Origin of the sequence: Anabaena subtropica FACHB-260, assembly GCF_014697105.1 — a bacterium.
GTDB lineage: Bacteria > Cyanobacteriota > Cyanobacteriia > Cyanobacteriales > Nostocaceae > Trichormus > Trichormus subtropicus.
In genome coordinates this window covers 39,307-56,017 of sequence record NZ_JACJRF010000009.1, presented here as the reverse complement: position 1 = coordinate 56,017, position 16,711 = coordinate 39,307, and the positions used below count along the sequence as shown (strand labels likewise).

Annotated in this window: 19 protein-coding genes and 1 tRNA gene; 11 read left to right on the top strand and 9 right to left on the bottom strand. The window is 42.5% G+C overall.

Translation table 11 applies throughout. The features are described 5' to 3' along the window. Positions 1-12: 12 nt before the first annotated feature. The 6 genes from H6G18_RS07555 to H6G18_RS07530 all read left to right on the top strand — a co-directional run bounded on the left by H6G18_RS07555 (position 13) and on the right by H6G18_RS07530 (position 5,248). Positions 13-996 (top strand): alpha-ketoacid dehydrogenase subunit beta, encoded by a 984-nt coding sequence (locus tag H6G18_RS07555; protein WP_011318312.1) that lies wholly within the window; start codon positions 13-15, stop codon positions 994-996. 78 nt (positions 997-1,074) lie between these two features. Beyond that, a complete protein-coding gene (locus H6G18_RS07550) occupies positions 1,075-1,653 on the top strand; it encodes a Uma2 family endonuclease (protein ID WP_190406477.1) in 579 nt (192 codons plus the stop codon). Positions 1,654-1,767: 114 nt separating this feature from the next. Beyond that, entirely contained in the window at positions 1,768-3,189 is a 1,422-nt protein-coding gene (secD, locus tag H6G18_RS07545; protein WP_190406559.1) for a protein translocase subunit SecD, read from the top strand. Beyond that, the gene (secF, locus tag H6G18_RS07540; protein WP_190406476.1) at positions 3,186-4,175 is read left to right on the top strand and encodes a protein translocase subunit SecF; all 990 of its coding nucleotides are present in this window, start codon (positions 3,186-3,188) and stop codon (positions 4,173-4,175) included. The genes secD and secF overlap by 4 nt, the downstream gene beginning before the upstream one ends. Before the next feature lie 105 nt (positions 4,176-4,280). Beyond that, positions 4,281-4,691 carry a hypothetical protein gene (locus tag H6G18_RS07535; protein ID WP_190406475.1) on the top strand — a complete coding sequence of 137 codons (411 nt, stop codon included), beginning with the start codon at positions 4,281-4,283 and terminating at the stop codon, positions 4,689-4,691. Between the two features lie 86 nt (positions 4,692-4,777). Further along, positions 4,778-5,248 (top strand): GNAT family N-acetyltransferase, encoded by a 471-nt coding sequence (locus H6G18_RS07530; protein ID WP_190406474.1) that lies wholly within the window; start codon positions 4,778-4,780, stop codon positions 5,246-5,248. On the opposite strand, the gene H6G18_RS07525 is transcribed toward H6G18_RS07530, so the two are convergent. The 6 genes from H6G18_RS07525 to H6G18_RS07500 form a co-directional block, all read right to left on the bottom strand. Beyond that, the gene (locus tag H6G18_RS07525; protein WP_190406473.1) at positions 5,211-6,128 is read right to left on the bottom strand and encodes a sensor histidine kinase; all 918 of its coding nucleotides are present in this window, start codon (positions 6,126-6,128) and stop codon (positions 5,211-5,213) included. The genes H6G18_RS07530 and H6G18_RS07525 overlap by 38 nt on opposite strands. Before the next feature lie 209 nt (positions 6,129-6,337). Beyond that, positions 6,338-6,922: an L-threonylcarbamoyladenylate synthase gene (locus H6G18_RS07520; protein WP_190406472.1), complete on the bottom strand. Its 585-nt coding sequence runs from the start codon at positions 6,920-6,922 to the stop codon at positions 6,338-6,340. A gap of 256 nt (positions 6,923-7,178) precedes the next feature. Beyond that, positions 7,179-8,096: a peptide chain release factor N(5)-glutamine methyltransferase gene (prmC, locus tag H6G18_RS07515; protein ID WP_190406471.1), complete on the bottom strand. Its 918-nt coding sequence runs from the start codon at positions 8,094-8,096 to the stop codon at positions 7,179-7,181. Positions 8,097-8,098: 2 nt separating this feature from the next. Continuing rightward, positions 8,099-8,938: a Tic22 family protein gene (locus H6G18_RS07510; RefSeq protein ID WP_190406470.1), complete on the bottom strand. Its 840-nt coding sequence runs from the start codon at positions 8,936-8,938 to the stop codon at positions 8,099-8,101. 657 nt (positions 8,939-9,595) lie between these two features. Beyond that, a tRNA-Pro gene (locus tag H6G18_RS07505) sits at positions 9,596-9,669 on the bottom strand. A 78-nt stretch (positions 9,670-9,747) separates the two neighbouring features. Continuing rightward, on the bottom strand, positions 9,748-10,299 hold the full coding sequence (locus H6G18_RS07500) for a GNAT family N-acetyltransferase (protein WP_190406469.1): 552 nt from the start codon (positions 10,297-10,299) through the stop codon (positions 9,748-9,750). Positions 10,300-10,683: 384 nt separating this feature from the next. Here H6G18_RS07500 and H6G18_RS07495 point away from each other — a divergent pair, with 384 nt between their 5' ends. Together H6G18_RS07495 and H6G18_RS07490 are read left to right on the top strand one after the other, a co-directional pair. Beyond that, positions 10,684-11,403: a hypothetical protein gene (locus tag H6G18_RS07495; RefSeq protein WP_010994289.1), complete on the top strand. Its 720-nt coding sequence runs from the start codon at positions 10,684-10,686 to the stop codon at positions 11,401-11,403. A 128-nt stretch (positions 11,404-11,531) separates the two neighbouring features. After that, positions 11,532-12,443, top strand: a complete 912-nt coding sequence (locus tag H6G18_RS07490; protein ID WP_190406468.1) for an alpha/beta fold hydrolase — start codon at positions 11,532-11,534, stop codon at positions 12,441-12,443. Between the two features lie 50 nt (positions 12,444-12,493). Here the strand turns inward: H6G18_RS07490 and tsaD are convergent, their stop codons facing one another. Then, on the bottom strand, positions 12,494-13,534 hold the full coding sequence (gene tsaD / locus H6G18_RS07485; protein ID WP_190406467.1) for a tRNA (adenosine(37)-N6)-threonylcarbamoyltransferase complex transferase subunit TsaD: 1,041 nt from the start codon (positions 13,532-13,534) through the stop codon (positions 12,494-12,496). A gap of 284 nt (positions 13,535-13,818) precedes the next feature. Here tsaD and H6G18_RS07480 point away from each other — a divergent pair, with 284 nt between their 5' ends. From H6G18_RS07480 to H6G18_RS07470, 3 genes are all read left to right on the top strand, one after another. Next, positions 13,819-14,313, top strand: coding sequence for a Photosystem I reaction center subunit III (locus tag H6G18_RS07480; RefSeq protein WP_190406466.1), 495 nt, complete (start codon positions 13,819-13,821; stop codon positions 14,311-14,313). Between the two features lie 37 nt (positions 14,314-14,350). Next, positions 14,351-14,500: a photosystem I reaction center subunit IX gene (gene psaJ / locus H6G18_RS07475; RefSeq protein WP_190406465.1), complete on the top strand. Its 150-nt coding sequence runs from the start codon at positions 14,351-14,353 to the stop codon at positions 14,498-14,500. Between the two features lie 273 nt (positions 14,501-14,773). Continuing rightward, complete coding sequence (locus H6G18_RS07470; RefSeq protein ID WP_190406464.1) at positions 14,774-15,292, top strand: photosystem I reaction center protein subunit XI; 519 nt, start codon at positions 14,774-14,776, stop codon at positions 15,290-15,292. A 203-nt stretch (positions 15,293-15,495) separates the two neighbouring features. On the opposite strand, the gene gmk is transcribed toward H6G18_RS07470, so the two are convergent. Then, positions 15,496-16,095: a guanylate kinase gene (gene gmk, locus H6G18_RS07465; RefSeq protein ID WP_190406463.1), complete on the bottom strand. Its 600-nt coding sequence runs from the start codon at positions 16,093-16,095 to the stop codon at positions 15,496-15,498. A 186-nt stretch (positions 16,096-16,281) separates the two neighbouring features. Continuing rightward, positions 16,282-16,548, bottom strand: coding sequence for an extracellular matrix/biofilm regulator RemA (remA, locus tag H6G18_RS07460; protein WP_010994282.1), 267 nt, complete (start codon positions 16,546-16,548; stop codon positions 16,282-16,284). Positions 16,549-16,711: the final 163 nt, after the last annotated feature.

The following is a 16,711-nucleotide window of genomic DNA, read 5'->3' as shown; positions in this document are numbered from 1 at the left end:
TAAAAAGTCTAAATGGCAGAAACACTATTCTTCAACGCTCTGCGGGAAGCCATTGATGAAGAAATGGCTCGTGATTCCAGTGTCTTCGTTCTGGGTGAAGACGTAGGACACTATGGCGGCTCTTACAAAGTCACCAAGGATTTATATAAAAAATACGGTGAACTCAGAATTTTAGATACTCCCATCGCCGAAAACAGTTTTACTGGGATGGCTGTAGGTGCTGCAATGACAGGCTTACGTCCGATAATTGAAGGCATGAATATGGGTTTTCTCCTCCTAGCCTTTAACCAAATCTCCAACAACGCGGGGATGCTCCGCTATACCTCCGGCGGTAACTTTAAAATTCCCTTGGTGATTCGTGGCCCTGGTGGTGTGGGTAGACAGCTAGGTGCAGAACACTCCCAACGTTTGGAAACTTACTTCCAAGCGGTTCCAGGCTTGAAAATTGTTACCTGTTCCACGCCTTACAATGCCAAAGGATTGCTGAAATCAGCCATCCGCGACGATAACCCCGTCTTGTTTTTTGAACACGTCCTGCTTTATAACTTGAAAGAGGACTTACCGGAAAAAGAATACTACCTACCTTTAGATAAGGCAGAAATCGTCCGTTCTGGTAAAGATGTAACCATCTTGACTTATTCACGGATGCGTCATCACGTCACCCAAGCCGTGAAAGCTTTAGAAAAACAAGGTTACGACCCAGAAGTCATCGATTTAATATCCCTCAAACCATTAGATTTAGAAACAATTGGTGCATCAATCCGCAAAACCCACAAAGTGATTATTGTGGAAGAAGCCATGCGAACCGGCGGTATTGCAGCAGAATTAATCGCTTCAATTAATGATCGCTTCTTTGATGAATTAGATGCGCCAGTCCTCAGGCTATCATCTCAAGATATCCCCACACCATACAACGGTACTCTGGAGCGCCTAACCATTGTCCAACCAGAGCAAATCGTGGAAGCTGTGCAGAAAATGATTGCCCTGCGAGTTTAGGATGTAGGAGTATGTGCGCGTAAGGGTGTGGCTCTACACCCTTATACACTTACATCTACCATCGATATCATGTAAGTTATGATAGCCACTCCCCAAGAACAACCAAAAATGACCGTCGAGGAATATCTTGCATGGGAAGCCCAGCAAGACTGTCGTTACGAATATGTCAACGGCGAAGTTTTTGCTATGACTGGCGGTACAATTCCTCATAATGATATTGCGCTTAACTTTTACAGAAACTTATACCCTCATCTGCGTGCTAGAGGCTGTCGAGTCAATGTGTCAGATGTGAAAGTGCAACTCACACCTCAAAGTGTCTACTATTATCCTGATGTGATTGTCAGTTGTGACCCCCAAGACCTGAATGCACAGAAATTTATTGAAAAACCTAAATTAATTGCAGAAGTTATTTCCCCTAGCACAAGTGGTAAGGATAGGGGAGAGAAGTTCAATTACTATCTGAAAATTCCTAGTTTACAAGAGTATATTTTGATTGATTCAGAAAAGATTTCTGTCGAGCGTTACTCTCGCGGCGAAGGCAGAATGTGGCTTTATTATCCCTATATTGCGGGAGATATTATCAGTTTATCTAGCATTGGGCTGGAGTTTCCCATCGAATTGCTGTATGAGGGTGTGATATTGGTAGACCCAGCGTGAAAGTTATATTCCACTTCCCCAAGACAACAGCCTTTGATACTTAAAACCTTAACGAATAGCTCATAACTCTTACAAAGAGCGTTATTATAGCGTTTGTCAGTTGCGAGATATGATATGCAAAGACAGCGATCGCTATTAGCGTTGATTGTAGTTTTATTAATTGCCGCCATTGCGGTGATTTTCACAATTCCCGTACCCTTAGGACTAGACTTGCGGGGAGGATCACAGCTTACAATTCTAGTGAAGCCATCAGCACAAATTCCCCAAATTACCGAACGGGAATTGGATGGGGTCAAAAGAGTCGTTGAAGGACGGATTAACGGACTTGGCGTTTCTGAACCCGTGATTCAAACTGTGGGAACCGATAAAATCCTTGTCCAGTTACCAGGGGTAAACGACCCAGAACAAGCAGAACGAGTACTTGGTGGTACAGCACAGCTAGAGTTTCGTAAACAAAAACCGGGGACTGAAACCCAAGTGTTAGCCTTTCAAGCATCACGATTGGAACTGAAAGCTAAACAAGAAGAGTTAAGAAAAAGCGACGATAAAGCCGCAATTAATAAAAATTTAGAAGATTTAGAAAAAAATAATCAAGCGATCGCTGAATTATTTGAAAGCACCGATCCACCCCTTGACGGGAAACACCTACAAGATGCTTATGGTGAACCTAATCAAGGTGCAAACTGGAATGTTGCTATCCGCTTCGACCAAAAGGGAGGTGAACTGTTTGCCGAACTTACCAAGAATCTAGCAGGCACTGGGCGCAGCATCGGCATTTTCTTAGATAATGAACTAATTAGCGCTCCCAATGTGGGGATAGAGTTTGCTGCTACCGGGATTACTGGTGGTTCTGCGGTAATTACAGGTAGATTCACAGCCCAACAAGCCAATGATTTAGGTGTACAGTTACGCGGTGGTGCTTTACCCGTACCCGTAGAAATTGCCGAAATCCGCACCGTTGGCGCAACCTTGGGTAAAGACAGCATCAACAGCAGTATTTATGCTGGGCTTGGCGGTTTGATTTTAGTCCTCATTTTTATGGTGGTGTACTATAGACTACCAGGATTGATTGCCGACATTTCCTTGATTGTCTACTCTACCCTGACCTGGGCTAGTTTTGCTTTATTGGGTGTAACTTTGACCTTACCAGGAATCGCTGGTTTCATTCTCAGTATTGGTATGGCAGTAGATGCCAACGTGCTAATCTTTGAGCGCACGCGAGAAGAACTCAGAGCAGGTAAATCCTTGTATCGTTCTGTAGAATCTGGTTTCTATCGTGCTTTCTCTAGTATTTTAGATGGTAACGTCACCACAGTTATTGCCTGTGCTGCTCTATTCTGGTTGGGAGCTGGTTTAGTCAAAGGTTTTGCCTTAACCTTGGCTTTGGGTGTAGCAGTGAGTATGTTTACCGCCATTACCTGTAGTCGCACCTTAATGTTTTTGGCAATTAGTATTCCTGGTTTGCGGAAACCAGAATTATTTTGTCCCAACTTACCAGGAACAAGTGCATCGAAGAAGGCGGAGGTAGCTCAATGAAACTCAGTATTAACAAATCGCGATCGCTTTGGTGGGCTATTTCCAGCGCCTTTGTCCTGGTTGGTCTGATCTCAATGGTAATTTCTTGGCAAAACCCCAACATTCGCGCACCCCTACGCCCCAGTTTGGATTTTGTCGGTGGTACAAGATTACAGTTTGAGAGGGACTGTACTAAACCAGGGAACTGTGACCAACCTGTTGATATTAACGTTGTGCGGGAAGTAGCTAAAGCCCAAGGTTTGGGTGACAGCAGCATTCAAATTGTTACTGATAAAGAAACTGGTGCAGAAAATGGTATTACAATCCGCACCAAAAACTTAGGTCGTGAACAACGGACTAGTTTACAAAATGCTTTAAGTGAAAAAATAGGAACTTTTGACGAGCAGAAAAATCAGTTTGATACAGTCGGGCCTACTTTAGGACGAGAATTATTTACCTCTGGGATGATCGCCCTGATTGTATCCTTCGCAGGCATTATCATCTACTTGAACTTCCGATTCCAGTTAGACTATGCCATATTTGCCATTGTTGCTCTTTTACATGACGTATTCATCACAGCCGGAATATTTTCCATTTTTGGCTTAGTTTTGGGTACGGAAGTAGATAGTCTATTTATCGTAGCTCTACTGACAATTACAGGTTTCTCTGTGAATGATACAGTAGTAATCTACGATCGCATCCGTGAAACCCTAAAAACAGACCCCAATCGCCCCATCACCGATATTGTTGATGACGCAGTCAACCAAACCTTAGGAAGATCAATCAACACGACTTTAACCACGATGTTGCCATTATTCGCTATCTATCTATTCGGTGGCGAAACCCTCAAAAACTTTGCCCTAGCCCTCATTGTTGGTTTCATCGCGGGGTCTTATTCCAGTATCTTCATCGCTAGCACTCTTCTAACATGGTGGCGTGAACGTACTAGTTCATCTACAGTAGTACCAAACACCGGGGTAGCTGATACATCGGTTGATAGTCAATAGTCATTGGTCATTAGTCATTTGTTTTCTCCCCCTGCTACGCCACTTGCTCCACTTGGGAAGACCCCAAGACCGCAGTGGCTCCACTGTTCCCCACTCCCTTCGCCTATGGATGAACCAGAACAACCATCAACTGAAAGTAGTGAGCCATCTTTAGTTCAACAAGTACAAAGGTTACACCAGTTGACTGTGTATGGTAGGTGGTGTTTCGTCGGCTGTTTATGGCTAACAGTAGCACCTCTGTCTGTGTGGAATTTACGGGCAGAAATTGCTTTGTGGCAACAATACTTTACCTGGGTAGCAGTGCGTTATGGACTTTTTTACCATCCACTCTCTACCTTGGGTTTGGGTTTTTGCATAGGAATGACTGCTGCCGTTTTAGTTTGGCAGAGTCGGAATATTTTGCTGGGTTTGCCACCACAAGAAAAGCAGCGTCTAGAAAAACAAGTATTTCAGATCCGGCAACAAGGCCCAACACATCCTCTATGGAAATGGATTTTTCACTACACTGGAAAATAGTTGCATATACATACACATTTCCCATAATTTCTTGCAAAATAGGACTAAAAGACAGTAAAAATACTGCCATATCGGAGTGACTATACATGGCCTATCCTCAGATTCAATTTCGTAATCGCCAGTCCGAAGTAGACCTTTATCAACTCCAAGAGCTATTTAATATTTCTGCTTTTTGGGCGAAAGCACGCAGTATTGAGGATTTAAGTATAGCCATTACCAATAGCGAGCCAGTGATTTCTGTTTGGGACGGAGAACGTCTCATTGGTTTTGCTAGAGCAACTTCCGATGGTATCTATCGCGCCACAATTTGGGATGTAGTCATTCACCCAGATTACCAGGGTAACGGCTTAGGAAGCAAATTAGTCGAAACGGTATTGACCCATCCCCGCATGAGGTGGGTCGAACGCATATATTTAATGACTACTCATCAACAAGAGTTTTACGAAAAAATAGGCTTTCAAACCAACAACAGCACCACTATGGTGTTACATAACCAATCGAGAATTAGCTCTCTGGCCGCTACAGAAGTTCAGCTTCAGGAATCGCTAGGGGGATAGACAACTGGAGTCTAGTCAGTTGTTCTGCGGTGAGGGATTCAGGAGAGGGAATAATTTCTAACCTTCCTCCCATCACTGCCAAGAGTTTTTGATTAAGCAATAGCTTCATGCTCGGAGAAAGACCTTTTGTGCGCTGATCTATTAGGGAAGACTCATCTGCAATTTTGAGCAAATCAATCGATTCACTTTTGACTAAAGCATGATTAGGTAAATCTAGCCAAATATATACATCATTACTATTAGGTGCAAGCTTTGCAGAAATATAAATACTGCCTTCTTGCATCTGAGCAATGGTAGTGTCTACTAAATTCAACAATATTTGTCGTAGCCACCTGGGATCTGCCAAAACATGAATCGCTGGATCTGGGGGTAAAATTTGCAACTTGAAATTGCGGTCTACCGCCAGCATATAAGTTAATTTATAAACTTCCTGTAAAATATCGCCTAAAGATTGTGGCTGAATATCTAATTTGTTATTACCGTGTTCTGTCTTAGCTACATTGAGAATTTCATCCATCAGATGAAGCAGTTTCAGCGCTCTTTCATGAGCTTGACCAATAAATTCGCGCTCTTCTGCCGGATCTTCACATAGATCAGACAAAATTAACTGATGTAACCCGATCAAACCATTGAGAGGCGATCGCAATTCATGGGTAGTCCGCGCCAAAAAACCCGCTTTAAACTGGCTCATTTCCCGCGCCATTTCATAGGCTAGTTGTGTTTGTTGGAGCTGTTGCAGGAGTTGTGATGTATGCTCTTGCTCCCCCGGTACGACTACGGACTGGCTAGAAGTGGTATTTGCAGACCGCGCAAATAATCCACGAACACCTATCCCCAGTAATAATCCTGCTCCTAGATATATCCAGTTGCTCCAATTCATATTAGACAGTTATTAACTTGGTAAGTTGACCACAAAGTATAAAAATCAGTTTCCTTATTTTTTGGTTCATCAGTTCCACTTGATATGGCAAGTCGTGACTAATTCACTGTCTCAAAATCAGGAGACCAACATTATAACTGTCTGAAAAATTGGTACTGGGGACTGTGGACGAATTTACACCTATATTACTTCCCCATCTCTCTCATCCCCTAAAAATCTAAATTTACCGCCCCTGGCCGCAATATTTGCCAATTTTCTCCTGTCCATTTGGCTACGGTAGAAGGCAAGCCAATTCCTGTAACTTCCGTCTCCGATGTTTCCAGTGTCAATACTGTGGGAAACTGAGCCTCAATTTCTGCCATTGTTAGTAAAGCTGGCTGTCCTGAAAAATTAGCGCTCGTGGTGGCAAGAGGCCCAGTCTGTGACAAGATTGTTTGGGCGATCGCACTCTGCGGCACGCGAATACCAATAGTTGTAGGGTCAGTGGGGTTCATCACTGTTGGCACGCGATTACTCGCTGGTAATACTAATGTCAGCGCTCCCGGCCAATACTGGCTGACTACTTGTTGCCAAATTTGATAATCTTGTTCACTACCTTTTACATAAGGCCACAAATCTGACGCACTCGCAGCCATCAGAATTAATGGTTTGTCCTGACTGCGCTGTTTAGCGGCAAAAATCAATTCTGCTTGTTCCGGTAAAGTTGCCAGAGCCGGCACCGTATCGGTAGGGAAACTAACTAAACAGCCAGCACGCACACTAGCTATTAATGCGTCTAATGAAACCTTAGTCATAAATAATTTGTCATGGGTAATTCATAATTACGAATTATGAATTACCCATGACAAGTTAAGCAATTATTACTCAGCACTCATCGCTCAGAGAGGAATCCTATTTGATTATTGAAAAAATCTAAGTATTTTTAGGGTGGGCATTGCCCAACGCCACTTGCTACCCTGCGGGAACGCTAAGAGCGAATAAGCCGGGAAACCCTTCCAACGCCGTGGCTCCCCTAGGTTTATTTCCGAAATCAATTATGAGTCCTATAGCTCAGTACTGAATCTGTGCTATTGCAAAGCGTTCGATACCCGCTAAATCCGAGTGAATTTGAATATTTTCATAGCTCCCTTGCTTATGCAGAAGAGTTGTTACTGCATCTGCTTGACCAGCCATCATTTCAATTAACCATATACCCCCAGGTTTTAAATAACTGGGGGCAACCTCTATGAGATGGCGGATGGCATCTAAGCCATCAGCACCACCATCTAAAGCCAAATGTGGTTCATGGTTTACTACTTCTGGTTGTAGTGTAGGCACGATGTCGCTGGGAATATAGGGCGGATTAGATACCATGCCACTAAATTGACCTTTAAGCAAGTTTAACGGCTCCCACCAGCGACCTTGATAAAATCGCATCCTGTCAACGAAACCCAAATTATGGGCATTTTCTTTGGCGATCGCCAAAGCCTCAAAACTGCAATCCACAGCATGAATTGTCGCCTCAGAGAAGGCATCAGCTAACCCCAAGGCGATCGCACCACTGCCGGTTCCCAAGTCTACCCAGTGTCCTTGTTGTAACTGCAAAGCTTTTTCACTGTTAGTAGCAGCAGCCACAGCTAAATCAATCAAGTACTCTGTTTCCGGCCTGGGAATCAAAACACCACTCGACACCGCCAGTTTGAATTTTCGCCAGGGTGTAACTCCGGCGATGTACTGTACTGGGAGGCGATCGCATAATCGCCTCTGCCACAATTGTTCTAACTCTTCTAGAGATAAACCAATTGCCATCTCAGACCAGCCTTTAAACGACTCTAAACGCAGTGCCAAACGGTCTAAACCAGCTATTTCCTGCAATAGCCAATCTACTTCTACCACAGGAACATTATGAGCGATCGCGGCTTGAGTTGCTTTGGTGCGCCATTGCCAAAGTTGTAAACCAGAAACTACATTTAGCTGTTGATTTGTCATGCTTAACGTGAATTCGGACTTGCTCCTGGTCTAGAATTATTGGTGCGATTGGGAGCAGCAGGGGTGTTAGGCGCTTTGTCTTGAGGCAGAGTCCTAATATATTCTCTAGACTCTGGAGATGGTACTAAGACAACTTGGTTCAACCAAGGATCATTTTTAGCTTGTAATGTCTCAATTACTCCATCTACATCTAGAACTTGAATATCCGCTTTCGGGTGTTTTGGCTTAACTTGACCTAACAAACCTTGTGCATCCTGTTTACTAAAAAATAGAGGTACAACTTGTTGATCCCCAGATCCTACTTTGATTGGTACATAACCTTGATCTGGTGAAAATCTGACAGCAAACATTGGTACGCTCTTAAACTGATTTACCTGTTGACCGCTTTGGCGTAGTAAATCCATTGCTCCTTTAATTTCCTGATCCACTGGTTTAAAAGCAAATAACAGACGATTTGGATCTTTTTTAGTTTGTTGCAATTGCTGATAAATTACCCCTAGTGGTACTGCTGTCACCTGTAGGCTTTTGACGATTTCTTGCATCTTGGGGTCTTTAGCTTTGGCGTTTCGCAGCTCGGTAATAAAAGCCTGAGCTTCTTGCCGACTCATATAAGCGCCAGTTATTGAACCACCAGGCTTTTGCCCATTTTGCGCGTCTGGTAAAGGACGGCTTAATGGTAAACCTTTTTCATTTGTAACTAAATAAACAGGTACGCCATCCAATTTTTCTTTAATTTGTTGTTCTGATAATGCCAGTGCTGGAAAGCTGCCCAAATATACTGTTCCTAGTAAAGTACTTCCAATTACGCCTAATGTTGCGCCCCAGCGAACCAATGCTTTCATGAGTCTTCCTCGCATCAACGTGTTCAATTTCAGTTAGACAAATTGTTGGATTTACAAGTCACCAACTCGTCTTAGTTATATATCAATCTTTGGGAAATGAGAAAAAGTTGTGGTAGTGGTTAAATGCTCCTAATCTACTCTTAAAGCTTGAAATTTTCAAACTCTCAAGGATAGTTTTCGTGTCGTTGCGACTTATTGACTGTACTCTTCGTTATGCTTTTCTCACTTTTTCTTGACTATTCACTACACATTCATGTAGATGCCTATTAAATATAGCGGTCACTGGGCAAAAAACTTTCGCGTGTTTGTAAATACGGTCAATGCCATTTTATTGCCCTTATCCAAATATGGTGACGTTGTTCAACAGCTAATCGTTCCTCCTACTGCTGGATTATTAACTGCTTGATTTTATACATATGTATTTATTTTTGAGAATTTCCTTTTATAAGAAATTTGTTTGTAATTATTCTTTATTCAGCTATACATATAGAATATTCAAATTCAAATCTTCAGTACAAACACAGATGAAAATAGCATTTTTCCATATTAATGCAGTGTTTTTATAGAAAATTATAATTTTTCTGATTAATTTCATAAGAAAAACCCATATCCTAATTTTCAAGGATGTGGGTTTTTCTTACAACTAATCAATTTGAATCGGGATGACAGGATTTGAACCTGCGGCATCCTGCTCCCAAAGCAGGCGCGCTACCAAGCTGCGCTACATCCCGATTTAGCTTTACTCACACAAGCTTTACCCATTATAGCTGATTTTTTTGCCATTGGCTATGTTTATTTCCTTATAAAATTTAATGAGGATACCAAAACATACCTTTAATGCCTTCCGGATCAGCCATGAAACCCATAGTTCGGTAGAAGTCTACAACATGAGGATCGGCAAAGAGAGTCACATTACTAATTTCTTCACTCCTGAGTTTTTTGAGTACATATTTCATCAAAGCTTTACCCAGTCCTTTACTTTGAAAATCTGGGTGAACTACCACATCCCAAATAGTGGCATTAAAAGCGTGGTCTGAGGTAGCACGGGCAAAGCCAATTAGCCGCCTTTGGTTTCCTCGCACTTGCCACATAGAGGCTACGAGAAAACTATGCTCGATGGCTTTCTTCACTTTCCTTAAAGGACGACGTGACCAACCTACAGCATCACAGAGTTCTTCGAGTTCATACAAGTCAATATCTCGCTCGGTGCTGAAAACGATACGTTCCGCATTTCTTGTAGCTGCGGAAGTGTCGCTTTTCGGGTTAGAGTTGCCCGTAGCGTCTACCGTATGTTCTTCAAAAGATTGTGTTCTACTTGTCGCAGATTCAGGAGTACTAAACCAAGTTTTCCAAAAACCCATGCCAACGCGGTTCGGGGAGTATAACTGAATTGGTGTTCACTATCGAGAGTGTTGATTCACACCTGACAAAGCAAATAGCATTGTTTAGCCCGTACACTCAATTTTGTTAGAAGTTTTTGGGACTGTTCAATGGTCACAGCGTGTTACGGCGTGTTTCTCACCAATTATTTTCAACTTTAGCACTTTGTTGTAAAGGCTAGGACAAATTCCTCAAAACGAGAGGATCGAAGAGTGAATTGTATATAAAAGAGATTAGGTAATGGGTCATGGATATTGAGAAATGGGTAATAGGTATTAAATGTTGAGAAAACTACTTAGTTCCCAGCCCCCAATCCCTAATCCCTAGATCCCAGGTGACAAAAGCAAGCGAGTCTTACCCCTACGATGGCTTCTGGTTTAAAATCTTCGACACTGGAACTTCTAAAGCGCTTTAACCGAGCGTTTCCCCAGTTTTATGAACAATTTGTCAGCAGTGAGATTCAACTGCAAAATTTACGGCTAGCTTATCGTCTCTATAAAACCAGACGTGCAGTAATTGAGTTGAAGCCGGAAGGTAGTAAAAGTGCGCTGCATTTTGCCTACCGCAATCAGTCATTTCTTCTCAGTGACATTTTCGGCGTGCTAGCAGCTTACGGATTAACCATTCATGGTTTGAGCCTCTATGGGCAGATTAGACCACCGATGTTAGTTTTTATCAAACTTTTGGTATCGCGTGGTAGCAAAGCCTTGACGGAGAAAACCGCAGAAAACGTCTGCCGTGCCATTCGTGAGGCTTTGGGAGGGCGGTTTGAGGTAGAAGAGATGTTGGCTGTAGAATTCAACTTAGACGTTGGTCTAGAACAAGTACAGACTGAATTCTATGTTGATCCGGTTTTCCATCTTCCCGCTTTGGTGATTGAGGCTGATAATCAACCAGGATTGTTTTACAAAGTGATGTACGCTATTTGGCAAGAAGACCTACTAGTGGTGAATGCCAATTTACTAGTTTGGCGTGGACGTACTAGACTGATTCTCTATTTATTGGGGCCAAATGAAAGCCTCATACCTGAGTATCTGGGACACAAAATTGCTGAAGGGGTACGCCAAAGATTGTTAGGAAAGTAGGGCTGGGGATTGGGGACTAAGTGAAATAAATATACTTTCTAACCTCCAGCCTCCAACCTCTAATATTTTTATTTTGAATTTTTAATTGCTTATTTAGTCGTATCCACTCTTAGGGTTACGATATAAATATGGCAACTATTGAAATCTTGGGCTTTCCACACGCATACGAGCTGACAGCCCCCACATCCTGCCCCGACGCTTTAGTATTTATTCACGGTTGGCTCAATAGCCGTGGATACTGGCAACCTGTGATTTCCCGGTTGTCAGTCGATTTGCAGTGTTTGTCTTATGATTTACGAGGTTTTGGAGAGTCTCAGTCACAAATAGAAACTGATTTTTATCGAGAATCAAGTTGTGTCAATCTATCTGCTCAGTCTCTTCAAGATATTAGTTCATCTTTTGATTCTCTCCATACACCATCTGCTTATGCTCAAGATTTGGCAGCCCTATTGGAACAGCTAAATATTACCAGTGCTTGGCTTGTTGGTCATTCATTGGGAGGTACGATCGCTTTATGGGCATCTGCTCAAATTCCTGAACGGATTAAGGGTGTCATTTGTATCAATGCAGGTGGCGGTATTTATCTCAAAGAAGCTTTTGAACAGTTCCGTGTAGCCGGGCAACGATTTTTACAAGTCCGTCCACGTTGGTTATCTCAGTTGCCTCTCATTGATTTACTTTTTACTAGAGCGAGTGTATCTCGTCCTTTGGATCGCCAATGGGCGCGTCAACGTGTAATAGATTTTGTTGTAGCTGACCCGGAAGCAGCCTTGGGAGCTTTGCTAGACTCCACCACAGAGGAAGAAGTGAACAGATTACCAAAGTTAGTATCTCAGTTAAAGCAGCCAGTTTATTTTTTGGCTGGTACTGACGATAAGGTGATGGAACCCAAGTATGTTCGTCATTTAGCCAGTTTCCATCGGCTTTTTCAATACTGTGGTGAGAACGTGATTGAAATTCCTGATTGTGGACACTTGGCAATGTTAGAACAGCCAGATGCGGTTGCGAATCATATTCGGGAAATTGTCAGTGGTCAGTAGTCAATAGCCAACGGTTAAACATAGAGGTTTTGTCTATGGGCAACTGACAATTAACTATATAACTTCATAACTTGGCTCAGATTTAGGCGGGACTCTACGCCTAGAGTTAGAGATGAGGTGTGTCCGCGTGATAAATGGTCGGCGGCGGCGCAGGCTATCATGGCGGCGTTGTCGGTACAAAATTTCAAGGGTGGGAAGAGGACGCGGAGGTTATTGGCGCTTACTGCTGTTTGTAAGTGTTGTCTCAAGCCACTGTTAGCGGCTACTCCTCCACCTACGGCAATGGTATCTAATCCATAGTCTAAGGCACAGGCGATCGCTCTTTTGGTTAATGCTTTGGCTACGGTTGCCTGGAAGCTGGCCGCAATGTCCTCTATTGGTAGTGAGTCTCCATCTTTCTCTAATTGCTGCACTAAACGCAGTACAGCCGTCTTTAAGCCGCTAAAACTGCCGTCATAGCGATGGTATCCCCCACCGGCTAGGGAAACTTTTCCTTCTGGTAAGGCAAAGGCTTGGGGATCGCCTGTTTGGGCTAGTTTGTCGATGACTGGGCCACCGGGATAACCCAACTTCAATAGCCTAGCTACTTTATCAAAGGCTTCCCCCGCAGCATCATCACGAGTTTCACCTAGAGTTTCATAATTGCCACATTCCTTAACGTAAATTAAGCTTGTATGTCCCCCAGAAACCAGTAAGCTAAGAAAAGGGGGATCTAAAGTTGGCTCACTCAAATAAGTCGCGTAGATGTGACCTTCGAGGTGATGAACTCCCAAAAATGGTTTATTGTGCAGAATTGCTAAAGTTTTGGCAGCAGTTAGCCCCACTAACAGCGCTCCTACAAGTCCAGGCGCACAAGTGGCTGCGATCGCATCAATTTTATCCCAATCTAGTTGAGCTTGATCCATTGCTTGGGCGATCGCGTCATTTATCGTTTCCAAGTGCGCTCGTGAGGCTACCTCTGGTACTACCCCACCATACTGCTGATGGACGGGAATTTGCGAGGCTATGATACTACTCAAAACTTGACGATTGTTTACAATTGCCACGGCAGTTTCATCACAGCTGGTTTCGATTGCTAAAACAGTTGTCATTGCTACGAAGAAGTAATGAGTGCGGAGTCCTGAGTCCTGAGTTTTCGGGTATGAGGTCTAAAATAATTTTCTTTAATAATTAGAAAATTTTACTCAGCACTTGCCACTCAGTACTCAGCCCTCTCTAAAGATTTGTTTGAGAAGCTTTAACTTTTATTTACTTAAACTTTACTCGATTCCCGCGCAAGAGTATGATGACTTGCTAGTTAAGCAAATCAAAAATGTACAAGCCGCTTCGTTTTGTACAAAAAACTTTTTCTTGTGTAATAAAAGGAAACAAATCCATGCGTCGATTGTTTGCTTTGATTTTAGTGATTTGTCTGTCATTCAGTTTCGCTCCCCCAGCTAAAGCCTTGGGAGCTAATCTGACACCTTGTGCAGAAAATCCTGCATTTCAAGCATTGGCAAAAAATGCCCGTAACACTACGGCTGATCCCCAATCAGGTCAAAAACGTTTTGAGCGTTATGCTCAGGAACTTTGTGGGCCAGAAGGTTATCCCCACTTGATTGTCGATGGTCGTCTTGATAAAGCTGGTGATTTCCTGATTCCCAGCATTCTGTTCCTCTATATTGCCGGTTGGATTGGTTGGGTAGGTCGTGCTTACCTACAAGCAATCAAAAAGGACTCAGATACTGAACAAAAAGAGATCCAAATCGATTTGGGTATTGCACTACCCATTATCGCCAGTGGTTTTGCTTGGCCAGCAGCCGCAGTCAAAGAACTCCTTTCTGGTGAATTAACCGCTAAGGACTCTGAAATTACTGTTTCTCCCCGCTAATTCCACCTAATCAATTAAATTGTTTGGAGAATAAATCATGGCAGACAAAGCTGACCAATCTAGCTACTTACTTAAGTTTATTACCACAGCACCTGTAGCTGCTACTATCTGGTTGACCATCACAGCCGGGATTTTGATTGAATTCAATCGCTTTTTCCCAGACCTACTTTTCCATCCCCTACCATAAGTTGAAATCGGAATTTTAAGACCGATTAAACTATTATTTTTTGCCTAATGTAGTGTGGTTAATTTCCTTAATTTAATTAGGTGTAATTATCACTCCAAATAGGCATTGAAAATCATTTTTCGTAACTCGTAAAGCTAATTTTAGCTTGCGAGTTTTATACTTTTAAGTAATCTAAATTAATTTTTCTAAACTTCTCGAATAAAAAACACCTTTGGCTACAATTATTATTAATATAAAAATGCCACCATTGTATTTTTGAGGCAAACATAAAATATGGCGCAAGCAGTAGACGCATCAAAAAACCTCGCTAGTGACCCCAGAAATCGGGAAGTAGTTTTTCCAGCAGGACGTGATCCTCAATGGGGCAACTTAGAAACCCCGGTTAATTCTTCTCCCTTAATTAAGTGGTTCATTAATAACTTACCTGCTTATCGCCCAGGTCTAACTCCTTTTAGACGTGGATTAGAAGTCGGTATGGCTCATGGTTACTTTCTATTTGGACCTTTCGCTAAATTAGGTCCACTGCGGGATGCAGCTAATGCCAACCTCGCTGGATTACTAAGTGCTATTGGCTTAGTTGTACTTTTCACTCTTGCTCTTTCTCTTTACGCTAACAGCAATCCACCCAAGGCTCTTGCTAGTGTTACTGTACCTAATCCCCCAGATGCTTTCCAATCTAAAGAAGGCTGGAACAATTTCGCCAGTGCTTTCTTAATTGGTGGTATTGGTGGCGCAGTAGTCGCTTACTTTTTGACTAGTAATCTTGCTTTAATTCAAGGTCTAGTGGGCTAGTTTGCTTTCTGATAATTGGGTAACCACTGCATTGCTGAGGTTTTCCCTTGTATTAGGGATTGGTAATTGTTGATTGTAAGATAGAATCCTCATTAACTGCAAAACTAAAGGACACATAAAGAAGATCATGGTTTTCTTTATGTGTCCTTAGTTATATTTATTTGGTATATAAAATGCTTGGTTGGTATTTTACAGGATATTTATTATCCAAATAAAGCAGCTTCGATCGCATTGAGTGCCGTTTCAAAATCGTCATTGACGATTTGAAGGTCAAATTCATCCGCAGCTTGAATCTCTTCTTTGGCACGCTGTAAGCGACGAGCGATCGCTTCCTCTGAATCCTGTCCACGTCCCCGAATCCGGTTTTCCAACTCTTCAAAGGAAGGCGGCAGAATAAAAATACTCAGGGCTTCAGGGAAGGAAGTACGAACTTGTCTCGCTCCTTCTAGCTCAATTTCCAGCACAACTAACTGACCAGATTGAACTTGGTTAAGCACAGCTTCACGAGGAGTGCCATAATAGTTACCCGCAAATTCTGCCGATTCTAGAAATTCCCCTTGGGCAAGCAATTGTTCAAACTTACTGCGGCTAATAAAGTAATAGTTTTTGCCATCGATTTCCCCAGGACGAGGGGCGCGAGTTGTGGCAGATACAGAGTAATAGAGTTCCGGATGACGCTGGAGGAGCGATCGCATTAAAGTACCTTTACCGACCCCACTAGGCCCGGTTAAAACAATCAGCTTGCCTGACAACGGACTTTCTTTGGTAGTAGCACGACTCTGGATGGATAAAACTTGCATCATCCGTTAAACCTGTGAATTAATCAAGAAACATTATTCATTAGATAAGTTAGTAATTTAATCTAGTCTACGTTACCAGCGCAAACCTTAACTAACGAATTTGTAGCACGAGTGACAGAAAACTTGTCTAATTCACATAGTACTGCTGATGTGGTACAAATCAGGATGGAGTTTTACTCCATTCCCCAATTAATTTTCGACACTCTGATGTTCGCGGGAAATGACGAAACGATTCGCTACCGTTTCCGGTTGAATCGCCGACAAAATTACGTGGCTGGAATCGGTGATAATTACAGCCCTAGTTCTGCGACCATAAGTTGCATCAATTAATTGATTTTTGTCTCTGGCATCGGTGATAATCCGCTTGATAGGAGCAGATTCTGGACTGACAATGGCAACTACTCGGTTAGCCGACACGATGTTGCCGAAACCGATATTAATTAACTGTATTTCCATAAAAAAACTGACACCTTATGTGGTGTACTAAGCTAAAGAGGATTGTATTCTCATGTTATCCCGAAAAAATAGGAGTTACAACGCATTACATTTAGCCACATTGAGTTTTTATATAAACCATGCTTTTTTTAGCTATTTATTAGTCAAATTTACTGAAAATATT